At 46.5% G+C, this 19,954-nt stretch carries 18 protein-coding genes and 2 tRNA genes; 17 read left to right on the top strand and 3 right to left on the bottom strand.

The genetic code is table 11. The annotated features are described in order from the left end of the window. Nucleotides 1-54 precede the first annotated feature (54 nt). Together coaD and ACIGBN_RS12710 are read left to right on the top strand one after the other, a co-directional pair. A complete protein-coding gene (coaD, locus tag ACIGBN_RS12715) occupies nt 55-549 on the top strand; it encodes a pantetheine-phosphate adenylyltransferase (protein ID WP_133002463.1) in 495 nt (164 codons plus the stop codon). Nucleotides 550-598: 49 nt separating this feature from the next. Next, nucleotides 599-850 (top strand): YfhL family 4Fe-4S dicluster ferredoxin, encoded by a 252-nt coding sequence (locus tag ACIGBN_RS12710; RefSeq protein WP_133002464.1) that lies wholly within the window; start codon nt 599-601, stop codon nt 848-850. Nucleotides 851-944: 94 nt separating this feature from the next. Here the strand turns inward: ACIGBN_RS12710 and ACIGBN_RS12705 are convergent, their stop codons facing one another. Both ACIGBN_RS12705 and trmL read right to left on the bottom strand, forming a co-directional pair. Further along, entirely contained in the window at nt 945-2,051 is a 1,107-nt protein-coding gene (locus ACIGBN_RS12705; RefSeq protein ID WP_396665844.1) for an ion channel, read from the bottom strand. 15 nt (nt 2,052-2,066) lie between these two features. Continuing rightward, nucleotides 2,067-2,540 (bottom strand): tRNA (uridine(34)/cytosine(34)/5-carboxymethylaminomethyluridine(34)-2'-O)-methyltransferase TrmL, encoded by a 474-nt coding sequence (gene trmL, locus ACIGBN_RS12700; protein WP_133002466.1) that lies wholly within the window; start codon nt 2,538-2,540, stop codon nt 2,067-2,069. Between the two features lie 119 nt (nt 2,541-2,659). On the opposite strand from trmL, the gene ACIGBN_RS12695 reads away from it, so the two are divergent. The 12 genes from ACIGBN_RS12695 to ACIGBN_RS12640 all read left to right on the top strand — a co-directional run bounded on the left by ACIGBN_RS12695 (nt 2,660) and on the right by ACIGBN_RS12640 (nt 15,556). Continuing rightward, a tRNA-Phe gene (locus ACIGBN_RS12695) sits at nt 2,660-2,735 on the top strand. Between the two features lie 89 nt (nt 2,736-2,824). Beyond that, nucleotides 2,825-2,900, top strand: a tRNA-Phe gene (locus ACIGBN_RS12690). 494 nt (nt 2,901-3,394) lie between these two features. Continuing rightward, nucleotides 3,395-5,086: a methyl-accepting chemotaxis protein gene (locus ACIGBN_RS12685; RefSeq protein ID WP_396665841.1), complete on the top strand. Its 1,692-nt coding sequence runs from the start codon at nt 3,395-3,397 to the stop codon at nt 5,084-5,086. Nucleotides 5,087-5,361: 275 nt separating this feature from the next. Further along, nucleotides 5,362-8,529 (top strand): ATP-binding protein, encoded by a 3,168-nt coding sequence (locus ACIGBN_RS12680; RefSeq protein WP_396665839.1) that lies wholly within the window; start codon nt 5,362-5,364, stop codon nt 8,527-8,529. Nucleotides 8,530-8,539: 10 nt separating this feature from the next. Beyond that, nucleotides 8,540-8,875 (top strand): Hpt domain-containing protein, encoded by a 336-nt coding sequence (locus ACIGBN_RS12675; protein ID WP_396665837.1) that lies wholly within the window; start codon nt 8,540-8,542, stop codon nt 8,873-8,875. 155 nt (nt 8,876-9,030) lie between these two features. Further along, nucleotides 9,031-10,332 carry a sn-glycerol-3-phosphate ABC transporter substrate-binding protein UgpB gene (gene ugpB, locus ACIGBN_RS12670; protein ID WP_133002470.1) on the top strand — a complete coding sequence of 434 codons (1,302 nt, stop codon included), beginning with the start codon at nt 9,031-9,033 and terminating at the stop codon, nt 10,330-10,332. A gap of 73 nt (nt 10,333-10,405) precedes the next feature. After that, complete coding sequence (ugpA, locus tag ACIGBN_RS12665; RefSeq protein WP_133002471.1) at nt 10,406-11,281, top strand: sn-glycerol-3-phosphate ABC transporter permease UgpA; 876 nt, start codon at nt 10,406-10,408, stop codon at nt 11,279-11,281. After that, nucleotides 11,281-12,129, top strand: a complete 849-nt coding sequence (gene ugpE, locus ACIGBN_RS12660) for a sn-glycerol-3-phosphate ABC transporter permease UgpE (protein WP_133002472.1) — start codon at nt 11,281-11,283, stop codon at nt 12,127-12,129. The genes ugpA and ugpE overlap by 1 nt, the downstream gene beginning before the upstream one ends. A gap of 3 nt (nt 12,130-12,132) precedes the next feature. After that, nucleotides 12,133-13,200, top strand: a complete 1,068-nt coding sequence (locus ACIGBN_RS12655) for a sn-glycerol-3-phosphate import ATP-binding protein UgpC (RefSeq protein ID WP_396665833.1) — start codon at nt 12,133-12,135, stop codon at nt 13,198-13,200. A gap of 7 nt (nt 13,201-13,207) precedes the next feature. Then, nucleotides 13,208-13,963, top strand: coding sequence for a glycerophosphoryl diester phosphodiesterase (locus tag ACIGBN_RS12650; protein WP_341563245.1), 756 nt, complete (start codon nt 13,208-13,210; stop codon nt 13,961-13,963). A gap of 12 nt (nt 13,964-13,975) precedes the next feature. Further along, nucleotides 13,976-14,740, top strand: a complete 765-nt coding sequence (locus ACIGBN_RS12645; protein WP_341567606.1) for a DeoR/GlpR family DNA-binding transcription regulator — start codon at nt 13,976-13,978, stop codon at nt 14,738-14,740. A gap of 21 nt (nt 14,741-14,761) precedes the next feature. Further along, nucleotides 14,762-15,556, top strand: coding sequence for an HAD-IIB family hydrolase (locus ACIGBN_RS12640; RefSeq protein ID WP_396665831.1), 795 nt, complete (start codon nt 14,762-14,764; stop codon nt 15,554-15,556). A 37-nt stretch (nt 15,557-15,593) separates the two neighbouring features. On the opposite strand, the gene ACIGBN_RS12635 is transcribed toward ACIGBN_RS12640, so the two are convergent. Next, on the bottom strand, nt 15,594-16,520 hold the full coding sequence (locus ACIGBN_RS12635; RefSeq protein WP_396665829.1) for a DUF808 domain-containing protein: 927 nt from the start codon (nt 16,518-16,520) through the stop codon (nt 15,594-15,596). Nucleotides 16,521-16,769: 249 nt separating this feature from the next. Here ACIGBN_RS12635 and ACIGBN_RS12630 point away from each other — a divergent pair, with 249 nt between their 5' ends. Genes ACIGBN_RS12630 through ACIGBN_RS12620 form a run of 3 tightly spaced genes read left to right on the top strand, consistent with a single transcriptional unit; the run spans nt 16,770 to nt 19,949 of the window. Then, nucleotides 16,770-17,960, top strand: coding sequence for a GAK system CofD-like protein (locus tag ACIGBN_RS12630; protein ID WP_133002477.1), 1,191 nt, complete (start codon nt 16,770-16,772; stop codon nt 17,958-17,960). A 28-nt stretch (nt 17,961-17,988) separates the two neighbouring features. After that, nucleotides 17,989-18,993: a response regulator gene (locus tag ACIGBN_RS12625; RefSeq protein ID WP_396665826.1), complete on the top strand. Its 1,005-nt coding sequence runs from the start codon at nt 17,989-17,991 to the stop codon at nt 18,991-18,993. Between the two features lie 2 nt (nt 18,994-18,995). After that, nucleotides 18,996-19,949 carry a sensor domain-containing diguanylate cyclase gene (locus ACIGBN_RS12620; RefSeq protein WP_133002479.1) on the top strand — a complete coding sequence of 318 codons (954 nt, stop codon included), beginning with the start codon at nt 18,996-18,998 and terminating at the stop codon, nt 19,947-19,949. The last annotated feature ends 5 nt before the right edge of the window (nt 19,950-19,954 follow it).

The raw sequence follows: 19,954 nt of genomic DNA, 5'->3' as shown, positions 1-19,954 counted from the left end.
AAATAATCAGCTTGCCGAGTTATTCTCCCTTTAATAATTGTTTGGATGAAAGCTATGAGTACGATTGCGGTTTATCCGGGTACCTTTGACCCCATTACCAACGGCCATACTGATTTGGTTGAACGTGCGTCAAAACTGTTTAAACAGGTTATCGTGGCTGTAGCGGCGAGCCCGAAAAAGAAACCTGCTCTTTCTCATGAAGTGCGCATTGCGTTGGCGAAAAAAGTATTGGGGCACTTGCCGAATGTTGAAGTCGTAGGCTTTGATAATCTGCTCACTGAATTTACTCGTTCAGTGAAAGGTCAGGTGGTGGTTCGTGGGCTTCGTGCTGTTTCAGACTTCGAATACGAATTCCAGCTTGCCAATATGAACCGTGCTATTGCGCCAGATGTAGAAAGCATTTTCCTGACTCCTTCTGAAAAGCATTCTTATATTTCGTCCACCTTAGTACGAGAGATTGCGTCCTTAGAAGGCGATTTTGGGCAGTTTGTAAACCCTGAAGTGGCGAGTGTTCTAAGAGAGCACTATAACGCGTTAAAACGAAATTAAGTTGTCTTGATCCTGCAAGGGCTGCCTTGTAGATCGTTAGGAGTGAATGATGTCTTTAATCATTACCGATGAATGTATTAACTGCGATGTCTGTGAACCTGAGTGCCCGAATGAGGCGATCTCTCAAGGCGAAGAGATTTATGTGATCGAGCCATCTAAATGTACCGAGTGTATCGGTCATTACGATGAGCCACAGTGTCAGCAAGTTTGCCCTGTTGATTGCATTCCATTAGATCCGAATCGCAAAGAAACAGAAGAACAGTTGATGGAAAAATACCTAGTATTGACCGGTCAGCTGTAATCAAGGTGTTACTTGAAAAAGCGAGGCAAATGCCTCGCTTTTTTTATGCTTAAAAATCACCTCTTATGAAGGCGTGATGCAAGCCAGCGGCACGCTATAGGTTAAAGTAGCCATAGAGCTGCGCTTTGCTGGGTAACACTTGTTTGTCGCCTACTAGCAATATGAGAGAGCGCGCCGAGACTTTTTCTGTGGTGGAAGGGTGGGTAATAATGTCCCCATTATTGTTCTCAAATCCCAATGCCGTTCCCACATTGTGTTGAATCAATTTGGTGACAATGTCAGCCCAAGTGAATCCTTCCAATTGAATATCGACACGAATAGTGTGGTCCCCTTCGTAACGAAATAAATTCTCCAAGACTTGTTCTGTGCCTGGCGCGATCAAGGAACGCACCAGCATCTCTGGGTACGCCCGTACCGGACGAATCACCGCATTGGCGCCGACTTCTCGAAACCGCGAACGGTTGTTGTCATCGATGGCCTCAGCCAAGATAAAGGCCGATGAACGCAAGCTTTTGATTCTGTGCAGCGTGTCGAAAGTGACGCTGTCAGAGTGCGATGCCTGATAATCCGGACACAAGACAATGATGTACTTGGCCTTGTCTGCGCCTGCGGACAGCAGCATGCCATTGGTGGTTGCGTCGCCAGTTTGATGCACCACACCCAAAGAACGCAGCTTCAACGGCAAGCCTTCTGGAAAATCTGGGGTGAGAATCTGAATGGGAATGTCTGCCAACTCAGGTGTGTTCGCCACCTGTGTGATGAGCAAATCAAGGTACCTTTCGGCATCGTATTTGGGGGTATTAATGATGAGCAAATGATCTTGCATAGCATTCCACTCCATGCGGCCTTTAATGCGCATTTCTTTGCGTGTTATTCGTAGCTCAATGTAATCACTGGCTATTTGGGCTAACAGGGTGATGCCCATGCAGTAAATGAGCACAATGGTGGACAGTTGCCCCCAAAAGGTGGCGGCCGATATGTCTCCATAGCCAGTGGTACTGGCAGAAGTCATGGTCAGCCAAAACGCTTGCCACCAATTGAGGTCTTCAAAGAACACCATCGCGATCGAGTGCATTCCAATAACAAGCAAGAGCAAGAGGACGCGCTTTCTTAAGTCTTGTTTATCATGAAGGTAGACTTCGCTACGATACCGGTATCGGTTATTTTTATTGCGTCTGATAAGTAAGCTAAGCGAATTCATCCTGCTCCTGCTTTATTATTGCTCGCCAGCCGGCATTTGATAGCCAAGCTGACGCCATGATTCATAGACCATCACGGCAACTGTGTTAGACAGATTTAAACTGCGCGAGTTAGCTTGCATCGGTAAACGTAAGCGCTGCTCTTTTGGTAGCGCTTCAATAAACTCAGCAGGCAAGCCACGTGTCTCAGGCCCAAATACCAGCACATCGTTGGCTTTAAACGCCGCTTCACTGTGAGGGCGACTGCCTTTCGTGGTGAGCGCGTAAATCGTGCCTATGTCATTCTGGTCAACAAATGCCTGAAAGTCTGGGTAGCGCTTCAGGCGCGCAAATTCATGGTAATCCAACCCAGCTCGGCGCAGCTTCTTATCTTCTAGGTCAAAGCCTAATGGCTCAATCAAATGAAGCTGGTAGCCGGTATTCGCGCATAGGCGAATCACGTTGCCGGTATTAGGTGGAATCTCAGGTTGGTACAAAACAATATGAAGCATTTTTTATCTCCTTGATATGAGGAGATAATAACAGACCTAAGCGCATCTCTAAGTTTTTATTAAAAATTTTAAAAAAACTATTGACGAACAATGAGACTCATCTATAATACGCCGCACTTGCCCAGATAGCTCAGTCGGTAGAGCAGAGGATTGAAAATCCTCGTGTCGGCGGTTCGATTCCGTCTCTGGGCACCATGATTTAAAAAGAAAGGCCATCTAGCAATAGATGGCCTTTTTTTTGGCAAAAATGGTTTACTCCCAAAAAAACCATAAATTCTTGATTTGCCCAGATAGCTCAGTCGGTAGAGCAGAGGATTGAAAATCCTCGTGTCGGCGGTTCGATTCCGTCTCTGGGCACCATCCTCTGTATTCGTTCACTTCTTCTTACTGCCTAAAGCCCTCAGACCTATTTTTCTGATAAATCACAGCCTCTCAAGCTCTGTATCGCCGTTTTAAGCCGCACTTTTCACGGTGACCGCATCAGCGGGAGATAAATCCATTTAATAATCCTTATGAAAGCGAGGTTAAACCGTTTCTCTTTCTAGTGGGTAATCTTTCACTAGTGCGTCTAAAGGAATGTTCAGCCCTTGATGAAGGCTGCGAATCATTTTAAGGCTAAGTGCTCTTTTTTTATTCAGAACTTCACTGACACGGCTGCGTTGGCCTAAAAACTTCGTTAGGTCATCATCATTTTTGGGCTTTTCTGCTAGTTCCCATAATGGGAAAAGTGTATGAGCAATACAAGTTGATCTAGTGAGCCACTGTTACATTTCCTTAATATTGTTACTGTATTGTGACCGATTCAGAAGTCGCGCTTCGGGCGTGATCTAGCCTTCTTTTTCGGAGACACAGGTTTGAGTATTAATAAAAAAATGTGGCTGCTCTCTGCCATTACTTCGATCAGTATTATTTTGGTGGGTGTTTTCAGCGCTTATACCCTTTCGGGTTTGCGCAATGGCTTTCACCAGTATCAAAGTCAGGTTGCGACCTCTCAGAGCTTTTTTGAAATCAAAGCGACGGCTTTATCGGTGGCAAAAAACGACCCCATTTTACCGAATACAAAAACCGCGCTCGACGCCGCCAATGCCAAAATAGTTTCGCTATTGGCGCAAATCGAAACAAGCTTACCGCCTGAAAAGAAAGAGTCTGAAAATGACTCGAACACACAGCAAGAAAAACCTCACCAGGGTGCTGTTAGTAACGCAGATGACTCGGAAGAGGCAGAAGTGGTTAAGGCAATTAGCCCAGAGCAAACCAGAGCCTTACTGAATGACATCGCCAGATTATGGTCGGAATACGACAAGCAATTTAATAGTGCGATAAAAATTGCGCCAGACAGCCCCCAAGATGCGTTGCAAATCCCCGATGCTATTTATGGGCTTCAGCTTATTCCTATGATCGAGCGCATTGATCAGCTGATCGAGGATAACCAAGTCAAAGAGCAGCAGTCTTACGATGTGATTTCTGAACTGATGCACAGTATTTTATGGCTGATCCTCGCGCCTTTGTTGGCCGGTGGTGTGTTTGTGGTGGCCATGCAGCGCTTTGTGGCGAGCGATTTACGCAAGCGAGTGTTTCGCATTCAAACCGTCGTGGGACAGCTTAGCGAAGGGGATTTAACTCAGCGCTTGCCAGTGGAAGGACGTGATGAATTGGCGGCCATTGCCAGCTCTATGAATGAATTTGTTGAGAAAACCCACGCCATTTTGTGTCATGTAAAAGAAGGGTCACACGAAGTGTCTGCGGCGGCAAGTCAGTTGTTCGACGCGTCAGAGCACAGTGCAAATAGCGCCCTAGGGCAAAGCGAAGCGACGACTTCAGTGGCTTCTACGGTACAAGAATTGTCGGTTAGCATAGGGCAGGTGGCAGAGCAGGCGAAGAATGCGCAGGACTTTTCGATTCAATCTGGCAAGTTGTCTGCCGAAGCGGGAGAAGTGGTCTTGTCGGCGACCAAAGAGATGACCAAAATTTCTCAGTTGTCACAAGATTCATCGTCATTGATTCGAGATTTAGAAAAACGCTCTAGTGATATTAATAACATCATGCAGGTGATTCGAGATGTGGCGGATCAGACCAATTTGTTGGCGCTAAATGCCGCGATCGAAGCAGCGCGAGCGGGCGAGCAAGGTCGAGGCTTTTCTGTTGTAGCCGATGAGATTCGTAATCTTGCCCAGCGTACCGCCGAATCGACGAAGGAAATCACCTTTATCGTCACCAAAATTCAAGAAGTGACCGTTGCCGTAGCAGGCAGTATGGAAGCCGAATTGTTGCAGGTCGAAAAAGGGGTTCTGTTGGCAGAAAAAGCCGGCGGCTCTATGACGCAAGTGCGCGGCAGCACCGATCAGGTAGAGGAAGCGATTAACTATATTTGTAACGCCTTATTAGAGCAAAGCAATGCCAGTGATGATATAGCGCGCAAAATAGATGAAATTGCGACCATTACTGGAGAGGGCTCGGCAGCGGCGAAAAACACGGTTTCAACCGCCAAACGATTAGATGGCTTGTCCGAAAAACTGACCTTAGCGGTCAATCAATTCCAGTTATAACAAGGTCATCCACCGTGTTGTAATACGCAAGGCGCGGTCTAAGATCGCGCCTTTTTTATGCCGATAAGATACTGATACGACAGGATGGGGCGCACCATTTACATACATACTTTTCTTATTACATATCGTAACGCTTTTAGGAGACTATGGCGGGCGTTTTTTGTCTACACTAATAGAAACTTTGTTCTTGGTCTTTGATGTTAATATAAATTGATAATAGATAAGCCCATAGATTGCTTTCAAACAGACGAATGACCCCTACTATGCGCAAAGGAATGACAGTCACTGCACTGACAACATTAGGATACCTTCTGTTTGGCCTATTAGGTTTGGCAGAGGTGGTATCGCCAGGTTACGCCACCATTGTATTTCCAGCGGCTGGGTTTGCCTTGATGGCCGTGCTGCTGTTTCGATATTGGGCCTTACTCGGTGTTTTTATCGGTTCGATTCTCTTAAGCGTGATGGTCGCGAAAATGCATCATCATGCCTTTCTTCTGCCCTTATTTATTGTTCTTTCTTTGGCGGCGACCCTACAAACTTACATCGGCTATCGGCTGGTCCAACGTTATAGTCCCTTGCCATTTGCGTTTCATAACTCCGCATTAGTTTTGCGCTTTATTGTTTTGGTTGGCCTTCTTTCGACGATTGTGAGTGCCAGCATCTCGGTTACGGCTTTATACATAGTGGGGCGCATTGAACGAGGCAATGTATTAGCCGAATGGCTCAGTTGGTGGACGGGGGATTTTATTGGCGTTCTGGTTGTGGTGCCGTGGTTTGTGGTGCTGTTTCCGTCTGTGTTTAACAGCAAGCTGGATCGCCCTTTTCAATTGCTGGTAGGTCTCTTGATGATCATCTCGGTCACCATAGGGTTGTCTTATGGTGTGCGGCATTTTGAGTATGTTAAGCAACAAGAAGAATTTGATTCAAACGCCGAGTTGGTAGACATCTCATTGAACAACCGGCTCAACAATATGGAAAGTGTTCTATACGGCATCATGGGGCTGGTAAGAGGCAGCGAAGGTGTCACCGCAGACGAGTTTACGCGTTATACAGACGGTATTTTAGAGCGTGATTCGTCTATTTATGCGGTCTCTTTGAATATGGTGGTGTATCAACAGGACCTTGCCGCGTTTGAGGAGGAGATTCAGAAAAATTACCCAGATTATAAATTCTACGTTAAAGAAAGAGACGGTAAGGGTGGGTTTATGCCAGTCGAACCGCGGTCTAAATATATCGTTGTGACCTTTATGAATCGGCAGGAAAGCAATAAAAATGCGTTGGGCTATGATATTTATTCACAGAAAAGCCGACGGCACGCCTTAGATCAGTCCATCAAACTCAATCGACTTTACGCGACGCCGCCTATTCAGTTAGTGCAGGGTGATACGGCCGTATTGCTCTTTTTGCCTCTGTTTCATGACAATTCAGACAAGCTAAAAAGCGTCGCTACCATGGTGTTGCGCATGGATTTTTTAGCCAAAGCAATAGTGGACAGAGGCGTGTTGCCCAATACGCAGCTTTACTTAATTGATGAAGGCGACAATGGGGCCTCGCCCGCGATATTAGCCAAGAGTCAGGGGGCGGATTTGTCAGTACAAACCGTTCTAGACAGATACGAAGCGAAGACTTTTGGCCATGCGGTGAGTTACGAAGTGGTTGTAGGGGCAAAGCACTGGCATTTATTTCAAGTGAGTGAAGCGGCGTTTTATCGCCAACCTTGGGGCGTGCATTTTGTGTTGGCTGGGGGCTTTTTCTTAGCCGCTATGCTTGGGTGGTTTTTATTGGTGGTTAGTAGCCATACGGCGGAAATAGAAAGCCGAGTGTTGTTACGTACGAGGGATTTATCGCGTGCCAATCAGTCGTTAAAAAAAGCCCAGCTTGCCCATAGCGATGCCCAACAGGCGGCCGAAAATGCAAACCGAGCGAAAAGCGCTTTCTTGGCGAATATGAGCCATGAAATTAGGACCCCATTAAATGGTGTGATTGGGTGTTTGTCGCTCTTAGAAAATACCGGGCTTCGCCCAGAACAAACGAACTTAGCGAACCTCTCGAAACAAAGCGCAGAGTCCTTAATGGGCATTATTAACGACATTTTGGATTTGTCTAAAATCGAGATAGGCAGCATTGCATTAGAGCATGAGCCGTTTGATGTTCGAGAATTGGTGGAAGAAGTGTCTCGTTTGCTGGTGGTAAAAGCAGAAGAAAAAAACATCGCCTTTAATGTGCCTGCGGTATACATACCTTCCGTGGTGCTGATCGGAGATCGGTTAAGGGTGAAGCAGATATTGGTCAATTTATTGGGCAATGCGATTAAGTTTACCCGTGACGGCGAAGTGAATTTATACCTTTCTACGCGCACCTTAAGTGACACCGCGAGTGAGCTCTATGTGCGTGTTGATGATACTGGGATCGGTATTCCTGAGTCGCAGCATGAGCGCTTGTTTCAGCGTTTCAAACAAGCGGATAGTTCCACCACTCGTCAATATGGCGGTACCGGTTTGGGGTTGGCAATCAGCAAAGAGATGATCGAGCTAATGGGCGGTGAAATTGGCTTTTCCTCGCAGGAAGGCAAGGGCGCGTCTTTTTGGTTTCATGTTGCCCTAGATCACGAGAAAAAAGACATAGACACAGCGGAGTACGATTTGTCTCTGGCTGTGGTCTATCAGAATGAAACAGGGCGTCACTATATTAGTCAGTTATTAACGCACTTTAACGTTCAGCATACGTTATACGAGAGCGTTAGCTTACTATTGGACGCGTCATTATCGAATGTCGATGGCCTTTTGCTTGATAGCATCGCTTCTGAAGCTTGCTCTGCCGATGACGCGTCGAGATTGCAGGCGGCATGTCGTCATTCTAGAGTGCGGGTTATTCGGTTACAATCCAGCTTAGAAGAGGCCGAAACATCCGCGTCAGAGTCCATACAAAAGCCCATTAGTTATTCTCAGTTAGAAACATTATTATCAACCATGGCATTGGCGACACAAGGGGAATCAATCATGGCAGCAAGTACCTTTTCAGACGAGTTAGTGAGCCGCGGTCTAACTATCAATGCCCGCGTGTTAGTGGTGGAAGACAACTTAACTAACCAGATAGTGGTGCGAGGGCTGCTTAATATGTTTGGTGTAGAGGTTGAAGTGGCAGAAAATGGGCAAGAGGCACTGGAAAAAGTGCGTACAGAAGCCTACGATCTTATTTTCATGGATTGCCAAATGCCGGTGATGGATGGCTACGAAGCGACCCGTGAAATTCGTAAGTTGGCCGCTGGAGCAACCCCGAATGATGTGCCTATTGTTGCGTTGAGCGCGAATGCCATGAAGGGTGACAAAGAGTTGTGTCTTGAGGCCGGAATGAACGACCATTTAGCGAAGCCTATTGCCCAAGATCAATTAAAACAGCAACTGAAAAAATGGTTACCAGAAGCCTTAATACAGGATAAATAAAGAGGAAAGGATGCAGGACTTTGATGCGGTTAATTATGGCAATCGTCTAGGCAACAATAAGATGCTAATGACGTTGGTGGCGAAAGAATTTTTGAAAGAAAGCGCCGGTCTAGTCGAACAATTACTGGCGCACGCAGCAGCAGAAGATTGGACAAACGTGGCGCGTGTTGCTCACCGAATTAAAGGCGCAAGCGCTGAGGTGTCGGGGCTCGCCATGAGTGACACCGCCAAGCGCATTGAATCTGCGGCACAAGCCGATGACGCCACCACAGTGCAGCAGGCGTTAGAGCAGCTGCAAAAAGAGTATAAAGCGCTCACCGCCGCGCTTTCATCTAGCGAATTTTAATATCCATTTCGAACCTAAAAACGTCTTTTTAGGTTCAATCATTTTCTTTTTTCGACTTTTTTCTTTCATTTGAAACTCAAATATCATAAAAATGAAACATTGAGCTACTAAAGTGCTTTCTCAACCAATAAAATAATCACATGAGGAACTCCTAAATGCGTAAATCAATGTTCGCGACAACCGTATTAGGCTTGTCTATTGCTAGTTCCAGCTTTGCCGCCACAGAAATTGAATGGTGGCATGCTATGGGTGGTGCTAACGGTGAAAAATTGAATGAAATCGTTAAAGAATTTAACGACTCGCAAACGCAATACAAAGTAGACCCTGTTTTTAAAGGGACTTACACAGAAACCATGACGTCCGCTATTGCGGCGTTCCGCGCCCACAAACAACCTGCCATTGTCCAAGTTTTCGAAGTGGGTACCGCGACCATGATGGCCGCCAAAGGCGCTGTTTATCCTGTTTATAAGCTGATGAAAGACACTAAGGCAGATTTTGACCCAAGTGCTTACCTCAGTTCTGTTACCGGTTATTACTCGGATGTAGATGGCAACATGTTGTCTATGCCTTTCAATAGCTCAACCCCAGTGCTTTATTACAACAAAGAAATGTTTAAAAAAGCGGGGCTAACAACACCGCCAAAAACATGGGAAGAGGTTGCAGCCTACTCTAAAAAATTATTAGCCAGCGGCGCACAATGTGGTTTTACCACGGGTTGGCAGTCTTGGGTTCAACTTGAAAACCTAAGTGCACGACACGATGTGCCGTTTGCGAGCAATGATGATGGCTTCTCAGGTCTCGACACCAAGTTGTTGTTCAATGGCCCTCTGCAAGTCATGCATATCACTAAGATGCACGAATGGCAGAAAAGTGGCATTTTCAGCTACGGTGGTCGTCGTAGCGATTCCGCTCCTAAGTTCTATAGCCAGCAATGTGCTATGTACACAGGGTCTTCTTCTGCGTTTGGCGGCATGACGCGTAACGCAAAATTTGATTTTGGTGTGTCTTCATTGCCTTACTGGGCAAGCGAAGTAAAACAGCCTAACAACACCATCATTGGTGGTGCTTCTTTATGGGTACTACAAGGCAAAGACAAAGCAGAATACAAAGCGGCTGCGGCTTTCCTTCACTTCCTATCTACGCCAGAAATCCAAGCTCAGTGGCACCAGTTCACCGGCTATTTGCCGATTACGCACGCGGCTTATGAGCTAACCAAAAAAGAAGGTTTCTACCAAGCGCACCCAGGTACTGAAGCGGCGGTTCTGCAAATGACCGCATCAGAGCCGACGGTAAACTCTCGTGGTTTGCGATTGGGTAACTTTGTGCAGATTCGCGATGTGATCAACGGCGCGCTAGAAAGTGTGTGGAGTGGTAAAGAAACACCACAAGCCGCTCTAGACACCGCGGTGAAACGTGGCGATATGTTGTTGCGTAAGTTCGAAAAAGCGCACAACTAATTGCTTTGGTTGTTATCCCTATCCGTCCTACGGATAGGGATATTTGATTTCTTGTTTCTGTTCGAGTGACGTTATGTCTGTTTATTTCCCGCAAAAAAAATTGCCTTACTTGCTGGTGTTACCTCAGTTGGTGATCACGGCGATTTTCTTCCTTTGGCCTGCTGGACAGGCGGTGCTGCAAGCCTTTTATCGTGAAGATGCCTTTGGTTTGAGCCAGCAATTTGTTGGCCTTGAGAACTTCGTTGATTTATTCCAAGACCCGCTTTATTACAAATCCATGGTAGTCACCATGGTCTTTAGTTTTTCGGTCGCCTTTTTGGGCATCGCAGTGGCGCTCTGGCTGGCGGTGATGGCAGATCGAGTGATTCGCGGCAGAATGGTTTATCAAACCTTATTAGTGTGGCCTTACGCTGTTGCGCCGGCCTTGGCTGGGGTGTTGTGGTGGATTTTATTTGACCCAAATATCGGCCCTGTGGCCTTGTTTTTAGATCGTATTGGTCTGCATTGGAATCACTTTTTAAACGGTGATCAGGCGATGATTTTGGTGGTTATTTCTGCGACTTGGAAACAGATTAGTTATAACTTCTTATTTTTCTTAGCTGGGTTACAAGCGATCCCTCGGTCTTTGATTGAGGCGGCGGCGATCGATGGCGCCAGCTCTTTCAAGCGCTTTTGGGACATTGTGTTTCCCTTGCTGTCACCCACCACATTTTTCTTGTTGGTCGTCAACTTGGTGTACGCCTTTTTCGAAACCTTTGGGGTGATAGATACCACCACTCAAGGTGGACCAGACGGCAGCACCAATACACTGGTGTACAAGGTATTTAAAGACGGCTTTATTGGCTTAGACAGCGGCGGATCAGCGGCGCAATCTATTGTCTTAATGGCCATTGTTGGACTCATGACGGTGATTCAGTTCCGTTTCATTGAGCGTAAGGTGCAATACTAATGATAGAGAATCGTCCTTGGTCGAGATTGCTTAGCCATCTTATTTTGATAATTGGTGTGTTTATTGTTGCTTTGCCTGTGTGGGTTGCCTTGGTGGGATCGACACAACCAGAAGGTTCTTTTAACTCCGGTAGTATTCCTTTGTGGTTTGGTGACCAAGGTGTACAGAACTGGGCGCATGTATTGTTTGCGGAAGCGGGCAGTACCTTACAAATTCCCGTTTGGCATTTGTTATTGAACTCTTTAGTGATGGCGCTGGGAATTACCATTGGCAAGATTGCCATTTCGATTATTTCTGCCTATGCCATTGTGTTTTTCCGCTTTCCATTTCGCAGTGCTATTTTCTGGGTGATTTTTATGACCCTGATGTTGCCAGTTGAAGTACGGATTGTGCCGACGTATCAGGTCATTGCGAACTTGGATATGTTGAACTCTTACAGTGGTTTGATTTTGCCTTTGATCGCCAGTGCGACGGCTACTTTCTTGTTTCGACAGTGTTTTATGTCGATTCCTGGTGAGTTAGTGGAAGCGGCTAGGATTGATGGCGCCGGCCCGATTCGTTTCTTCTTTGATATCTTGCTGCCGATGTCGCGTACCAATATCGCGGCCTTGTTTGTGATTATGTTTATCTATGGTTGGAACCAATATCTTTGGCCTTTGATCATTACCACAGATGACACCTATTACACCTTGGTAATGAGTATAAAGAGCATGTTGTCTGTTCCTGATGGCGACATTCAGTGGAATTACGTCATGGTAACCACTTTATTGGCTATGCTTCCACCGGTTGCGGTGGTCGTGGGAATGCAAAAATTATTTGTGAAAGGCTTGGTTGACGCGGAGAAGTAAGCAATGACCGATTTAGTATTAAAGAACATAGGCAAAACCTACCCGAATGGCTACCAAGCGATACCAAGTATTGATTTAAGCATTGAAGAAGGTGAATTCATTGTCCTAGTTGGGCCATCAGGTTGTGGTAAATCAACGTTACTGCGCATGGTGGCAGGCCTTGAGACGATTACCCAAGGCGACTTGTTGATTAAAGGCAATCGGGTGAACGACAAAGAGCCCGCCGATCGTGATATCGCCATGGTGTTTCAAAACTATGCCTTGTATCCGCATATGACGGTGCGTGCCAATATGGAATACGGCTTGAAAAACCGTGGTGTTTCCAAAGACGAGCGCCACACCAAGGTGATGGATGTGGCTCAGATGTTGGGATTAGACGAGTTGTTAGACCGTCGTCCAGGTCAATTGTCTGGTGGTCAGCGCCAGCGTGTGGCCATGGGGCGCGCTATGGTGCGCGACCCTAAAGTGTTTTTGTTTGACGAACCCTTGTCGAATTTAGACGCCAAATTACGAGTGCAAATGCGCGTCGAAATTCGTCAGTTACAGCGTAAACTTGCCACCACCACCTTGTATGTGACCCACGATCAGGTCGAAGCCATGACCTTAGCGGACCGTTTGGTGGTACTAAACAAAGGCAAAGCGGAACAGATTGGCACGCCGATGGAGCTGTACGATAAGCCAGCCACTACCTTTGTGGCGGAGTTTATTGGCTCGCCATCAATGAACTTATTTGATGCCATGTTGACTGAACGCGGGATAGAATTGTCAGAATCATTAACCTTGCTGATGCCTCACCAATACCGTGGCGCCATCAAGTGGGGGATTCGTCCAGAGCATTTATTGCAAAGCGATGAAGCCAATGGGGACTTTTCTTTACAAGTACAAGCGGTAGAATCCCTTGGTGCAGAAACACTAATTCATGGTGTGCTCGAGGATGGAACTGAGCAACCGAAACCTATTGTAGTGCGACTGGCAGGCCCTCATTTGCCTGACATTGGAAGTCGAATGTGGTTAACGGCCCCTTTGAAGCACTGGCATTTGTTTGATGCCATTACCCAACAACGTTTGTGAGGTTTTTATGCAAACCAATCCAGCAGTACGAAAAGACATTTTGAAAAGTAAGGTGATGGGGCATCGTGGTGCGGCATTATTGGCACCAGAAAATACCTTAGCCTCGATTAAAGCGGCGGCTGAAACCGGAGTTAAGTGGGTAGAAATTGACGTTTACCTGATCGACAAAGGCGGTTTGATTATTTTTCATGATGACACACTAGAGCGCTGTACGAATGGCGCTGGTGTGACACGAGAAACCGACCCGCTGGTGGCCAGTACATTGGACGCTGGTGCTTGGTTTGCAGCTGAATTCAAAGGGGAAAGCATTCCTACCTTGATCGAAGCCTTGGATTGCATTCAGGCGCTGGGGTTGGGCTTGAATCTAGAAATCAAACACGACACAGCAGACGTCGAAAATATCGTGCCGACCGTCTTAGACACATTAAAAGAGTACTGGGTGGACAATGAAAAGCTGCTTATTTCTAGCTTTAATCATGACGCTCTAAAAATGGTGTTTGAGTTGGACCCACAGCGTCACCTTGGCCAACTTTATGAAGCGATCCCGGCGAATTGGCAGGCACAATTAGAGCAAATTCATGCTTATAGTTTGAATTGTGATTACAGCTTGTTAACGCAAGCGCAGGCGCAAGCGGTGAAGGCCGAAGGCTATAAGTTGTTGTGCTATACCGCGAACGATCCTGAGACAGTGACCGAGCATTGGGAATGGGGAATGGACGCCGTGATTACGGACAATCCTTCTGTGTTTGCTTCTTTTATTTAGTCGTGTAGGACAATGATGTTGAGTCTCAACGAACGACAAAGCCAGATATTGAACTGGGTTCAGCAAATGGACAGTTTACTGGTAGAAGACATGGTGGCGCATTTTGATGTTTCCTCGCAGACCATTCGCAAGGACATAAATCAGCTGGCAGAACGCAATCTGGTGCGTCGTACCCATGGCGGTATTGCACCGGTTTCCAGCATGGAAAACCTACCTTTTGATCACAGACACAATCTCAATATAGCGGCCAAGTTGGCGATTGCGGAGCGAACCGCAAAGGCCATTCCAGACGGCTCGTCGTTGTTTCTAGGGGTGGGCACCACGGTCGAATATGTGAGTCGAGCCTTGTTAGAGCATAAAGCGCTGCAGGTGTTTACTAACAACCTGACGGTGGCCAGTATTTTTGGCACTCGTCCTAATATTCAAGTGCGGGTATTGAGCGGTAAGTTGCGGCATCGACATCATGATTTAGTGGGCGAAGAAACCCTTGCTGGTTTGCGCCAATATTATTTCGACTATGGCATTTTAGGGTGCGGTGGTCTGGATGATGTGCAAGGTATTTTAGACTTCGACCCAGAAGAAGCGGCCGTGAGCAGAGTGTTAATCGAACAAAGTCGTCATTCATTTTTAGTGGCTGATCAGCACAAATGGAATCGCAAGGCGATGGCGCGAGTGGAGTCTTTTTCCAATATAGACTGTTTTTTTAGTGACGAAATGACGCAGCCAAGACAGCAAATGCTTAAGGCTGCTGGCGTCAAAGTAGAGCTGGTGGGTTAAGGCCGGTTGGTTAGGAATCGTATGTCGATAAAATCACTTGAACATTTCAGTAAAGAGGCTTGTCACGGGGTGCGATTTATCCTCACGGATGTGGATGATACCTTAACCTGGCATGGGCGTTTACCGGAGCAAACGTTAGCGGCCCTGACGCGCTTAAGCGCAGCGGGCATCAAGGTGATACCAGTAACGGGAGGCTGTGCTGGGTGGTCAGATATGATCGCACGAACGCTTCCGGTGGAAGGCGTTATTACCGAAGGTGGCGGCTGTTTTATTGCCAACACAGAGGGCGTATTAGATTACACTTTTTGGCGTGATGAAGCGGAAATGCTCGCGGACCAAGCCAGTATTATGGCAAAGATTCAGCAAGCGCTAACGGCGTTTCCTCGTTTGCGCTTGGCGCGTGATCAATCTTATCGGTTAACCGATGTGGCGATTGATTATGCTCAAGACGTGAAACCGCCAGCCATTGATGAGAAAAACGCCTTGCTTAAGGTTTTGTTGGAGCAAGGGTTGAACGCCAAAGCCAGTTCTATCCATATTAATGTCAGTGGTGGTGGCTACGATAAGTTTGCCATGGCAGAAAGAGTGCTGCGTGAGCGTTATGGCTTGCACGAAGAAGCCTGTCGCCAGCAGGTGGTGTACGTTGGCGATGCGCCCAATGATGAAAGCATGTTCGCGCGTTTTCCATTAAGTGTAGGCGTCGCCAATATTGCTCAGCACTTAGATAATATGCAGCATCACCCAGGCTTTCAAACTCAGCAGCCTGGTGGTTTTGGTTTTGCGGAATTTGCTGATTATTTATTGGCCAACACTTAACGGTGTTGCCAATCGTGAAGGATAAGCAAGGCGTGAATTAGCCTTGCTTATTGGGGCGCATTTTTTGTAAGCAAACGACGCCAGCTGTCACCAGAGTACCGAGTAACAGGCCAACCAGTAAACTAATGCCGGTATTGAGTATCATGCTGATGAAAGGCTGTTGGGTAATTTCCCCTGAAACGGCCTCTTGAGCAAGATGGTGTAGCGCCGGTAAACCATGAACAACAATGCCACCGCCGACTAAAAACATGGCGATCGTCCCCACAATAGACAGCAGCCGAATGACCCAGGGCGCACTTTTCAAAATGCCTGAGCCGATTACTTTCACCAGTGCCGCTTTTGATTGGATTAAATGAAGGCCAATGTCATCGAGCCGCACGATTAACCCTACCAGCGCATACACACCAACAGTCACCAATAACGCAATCAGGCTCACTACGACGGCTTGAGTCAACAAAGGTTGGCCATTCACTGTGCCAAGTGCAATCACAATGATTTCAGATGATAAGACAAAATCGGTGCGTATAGCGCCGCGCACTTTGGTTTTCTCAAGTGCCAATAATGCCTGATCAGACAGGCTTTGTTTTTTGACTATGTCAGCGTGTAGCTTGCTCTTATCATCGTGGCGATGCTGATAAACATGCAGGATTTTTTCGATGCCTTCGTAGCATAAGTAAGCGCCACCGAGCATTAACAATGGTTGGATCAGCCAAGGAATAAAGGCGCTGATGGCCAACGCAAGTGGCACCAAGATGATCTTATTGATGAAAGAGCCTTTGGCAACCGCCCAAACAACAGGCAGCTCTCTATCCGCCTTCACGCCGGTGACTTGTTCTGCGTTTAACGCCAGATCGTCGCCTAATACGCCAGCGGTTTTCTTGGCCGCCACTTTAGAAAATACGGCAACGTCATCGAGTAAGGTGGTGATGTCATCGAGTAACGCAAGCAGTCCTGTCATTGCCATATCATGGGTCCTATTGATGAGTAGTCTGTGTGTTTTTATTGTGCGTTAAGCGTGAAAGAAAACCAAATGAAACAAAAGACGTTACACGGCATTAATCACGCTTTTGGTTAAGAATTGCAGGCAATGTGTTCTGCTTGACTCTTTTCTGTGCTCTAACGTGACTATTGTAAGTCACGTTAACACTTTTCCTCTTGTTGTCATGGTCTAGGTTATTTAAGGTAGTGCCAGTTCAATGGTTTTGAGGTCAATATGTCTAGCTCTTGTCGCATTTGGCGGCGCATGCAAATGCCTGATCTTGCTCGAATTCACCGTTACCAAAGTTTGCCTGAGCAAGGTCCCAAAGTATTATTTTTTAGTGGCGGTTCAGCACTGAATAAAATCAGTCGCGTGCTCAAAGGCTACACCCACCACTCTATACACCTTGTGACGCCTTTCGATTCTGGTGGCAGTTCTGCTCGTTTGCGGGCTGAATTTGATATGCCGGCCGTAGGAGATTTGCGCAGTCGCTTGATGGCGTTGGCCGACGAAACCGTGATGGGGCAACCTGAAGTCTATGCTTTGTTTACCCACCGTTTTGGTATGTCCGCTTCTTTGTCTGAGTTACGAGAAGAGCTTAAGCAGCTAGTGGATGGGTCGCATTCACTGATCAAACCGATTCCAAACCCCATGAGAGAGTTGATACAGACGCAACTTGGGGTGACTCAAGCGCAAATCAGCGACACCTTCGATTTGCGAGGAGCGAGCATTGGCAACCTGATTATTTCAGGTGGTTATTTGAATAACCAGCAACAGTTAGACCCCATAGTGTTTCTTTTCTCGCGTTTGACGAAGGCGCTTGGCGAAGTAAAAACCATATTGGATGCTCCTTACCATTTGAGCGTAGAGCTTGATAATGGCGAGATCATTCTAGGTCAGCACCGGATTACCGGCAAAGAGCATGCTGTGCTAGACAGTCCAATTAAGCGCATGTGGCTAAATAAAGGCTTAAAGCAGGTGTCTGCGATCAACAGTGAGATTGCCGAAGATCGTCGTGATCTCATTGAACACGCTGATTTAATTTGTTATCCACCGGGCAGTTTTTATAGCAGCGTGCTGGCTAATTTACTGCCTGTTGGCGTGGGTCGGGCGATTTGCCAGAACCCAAATCCTAAGGTCTATTTACCGAATTTGGGCGTGGACCCTGAGCAATTCGGTTTGTCGTTGATGACACAAGTAGAGCGCTTGGTTGCGACCGTACTTAGCGACGCAAAATCCATGGAAGCCATTCAGTTTGGTGGTTTGGATTACCTATTATTGGATGATCGTCATGATTATGGCGAGATTGATGAAAAGCAATTGAGCTCGCTTGGTGTGAGCGTTATTAAGACGCCACTGATTGCTCAAAAAGAACATAAATATGATGAGCAAATGGTCGTTAAAGCCTTGTTATCTATGATGTAAATCTATTTTTCGGTTTTGGGAAATACGTATGAGAAAGAGTGTGTTAATTTGCGATGACTCAAGTATTGCTAGGAAGCAATTGGCAAAGACATTGCCAGCTGACTGGGACATTGACCTAGATTATGCCCAAGATGGACAGGAAGCCTTAGACATAATAGCGAAGAAGAAAATTGATATTCTTTTTCTCGACTTAAACATGCCCGTCAAAGATGGTTACCAAACATTAGAGGAGTTACGAGGCCGTGGGGCCATGCCCCATGTGTTGGTGGTGTCTGGTGATGTGCAGCCGCAAGCAGTGCAACGGGTGAAAGACCTTGGCGCAATTGCCTTTCATAAAAAGCCAATTCAGGTGGATGCCCTACGTGAGTCTCTTCAGTCTTTAGGTTTAATGGAGCAGGGTGTTCATTCGGTTGCCAGTGCTAGAGCGTCTGTTGTGGATGATTTTTCATTCTCAGAATGCCTGCAAGAAGTGTCCAATGTCGCGATGGGGAAAGCCGCCAGCGTATTGGCTGACATGCTCAATGTTTTTGTTAAATTGCCTGTGCCTACGGTGAATATTTTAGAGGTTAGTGAGCTGCAAATGGCGCTTGGGTATGGCTCGCAAGACAGTCGATTTTCTGCCATCTCTCAAGGTTTTGTCGGTGCTGGTGTTGCGTTTGAAGCCCTGCTTATTTTCAACGACACTAGCTTTCCTGATATCGCCAAATTGTTGAATTCATCGGGAGAGGTTGATCGTGACAGAGAGGTCGAACTACTGATGGAGGTTTCTTCGGTGCTGGTTGGGCCTTTTATGGATGCGCTTGGCAAGCAAATGAACATTGATTTCAGCTTTGGGCACCCAGCTCTACTGGGTCAAAATGTCAAAATGGCCAACCTCATTGATGTAAAAAGATCGACATGGAAGCGCACGTTAACGGTAGAAATTGTCTACGAGATTGAAAATCACAATGTAAGTTGCGATTTGCTTTTGCTTTTTACGGAGGATTCTATTCCCGTGCTCGAAAACTTATTGTCTTATTTGGTTGAGGATTAGCCATGTCGAACTCTCTAGATGAAATGATGGAGCTGCATTGGCTGTTTGATATGCTCAACCATATCGATCTGGGCCTTGTTGTGGTCGATCAAAATTACAAAATAACCCTGTGGAATAGCTTTATGGAAAACCACAGTGGCAAAAGCTCCTCCATTGCCAAAGATCAGTCGTTATTCAATCTTTTTCCCGAAATAGACAAAGAGTGGCTGCAGCGTAAGTTAGATAATGTGATTGCCTTAAGGACATCCATTTTTATTTCTTGGGAGCAGCGACCTTACCTTTTTGCTTTTAAAAGCTACCGACCCATTACTGGGCTGGCCGACAACATGTACCAGAATATCACCTTGCGCCCACTGGCCAACGCAGACGGTACTGTGAAGCATGTGTGTATTGCTGTTTATGATGTGACGGACACGGCGACCCATAAACAGGCGCTTTCATCGGCCAATCGTCAGCTTGAACAGCTCAGTAAAACCGATGCGTTAACGGAATTGCACAACCGAGGCAGCTTAGAAAAAGCCCTGGGTATTATTTTTTCCGCGTATCAGAAGAAACCGAGCAGCACGCATTCCTTAGTGATAGCTGATTTGGATTTCTTTAAGAAAATCAATGATCAATATGGGCATCCCATTGGAGACATCGTATTAAAAGAAGTCGCCAAACTGATGATGGCATCGACACGTAAAGGCGATTTTATTGGTCGCTATGGCGGCGAAGAATTTGTCGTGCTTTTGCCTAATACACCCTCTTCAGGGGCCATAAGCTTTTGCGAGAAATTGCGTCAAAAGATCGAAGCGATGACGATAAAAACCGATAAAGGGGATATTAAAGTCACCATGAGTTTGGGAGTAGCCCAGCTGATGGAAGAAGATAAAACATCGTCTGCTTGGCTGGTTCGAGCCGATGAAGCCTTGTATAAAGCAAAAGCCTCTGGTCGTAATCAAACGTTTGGCTAAACACA

Origin of the sequence: Marinomonas sp. NPDC078689 (genome assembly GCF_044542435.1) — a bacterium.
Taxonomy (GTDB): Bacteria; Pseudomonadota; Gammaproteobacteria; order Pseudomonadales; family Marinomonadaceae; genus Marinomonas; species Marinomonas arenicola.
The sequence above is the reverse complement of the archived record's forward strand: the minus strand, read 5'-3'. Positions and strand labels throughout refer to the sequence as shown.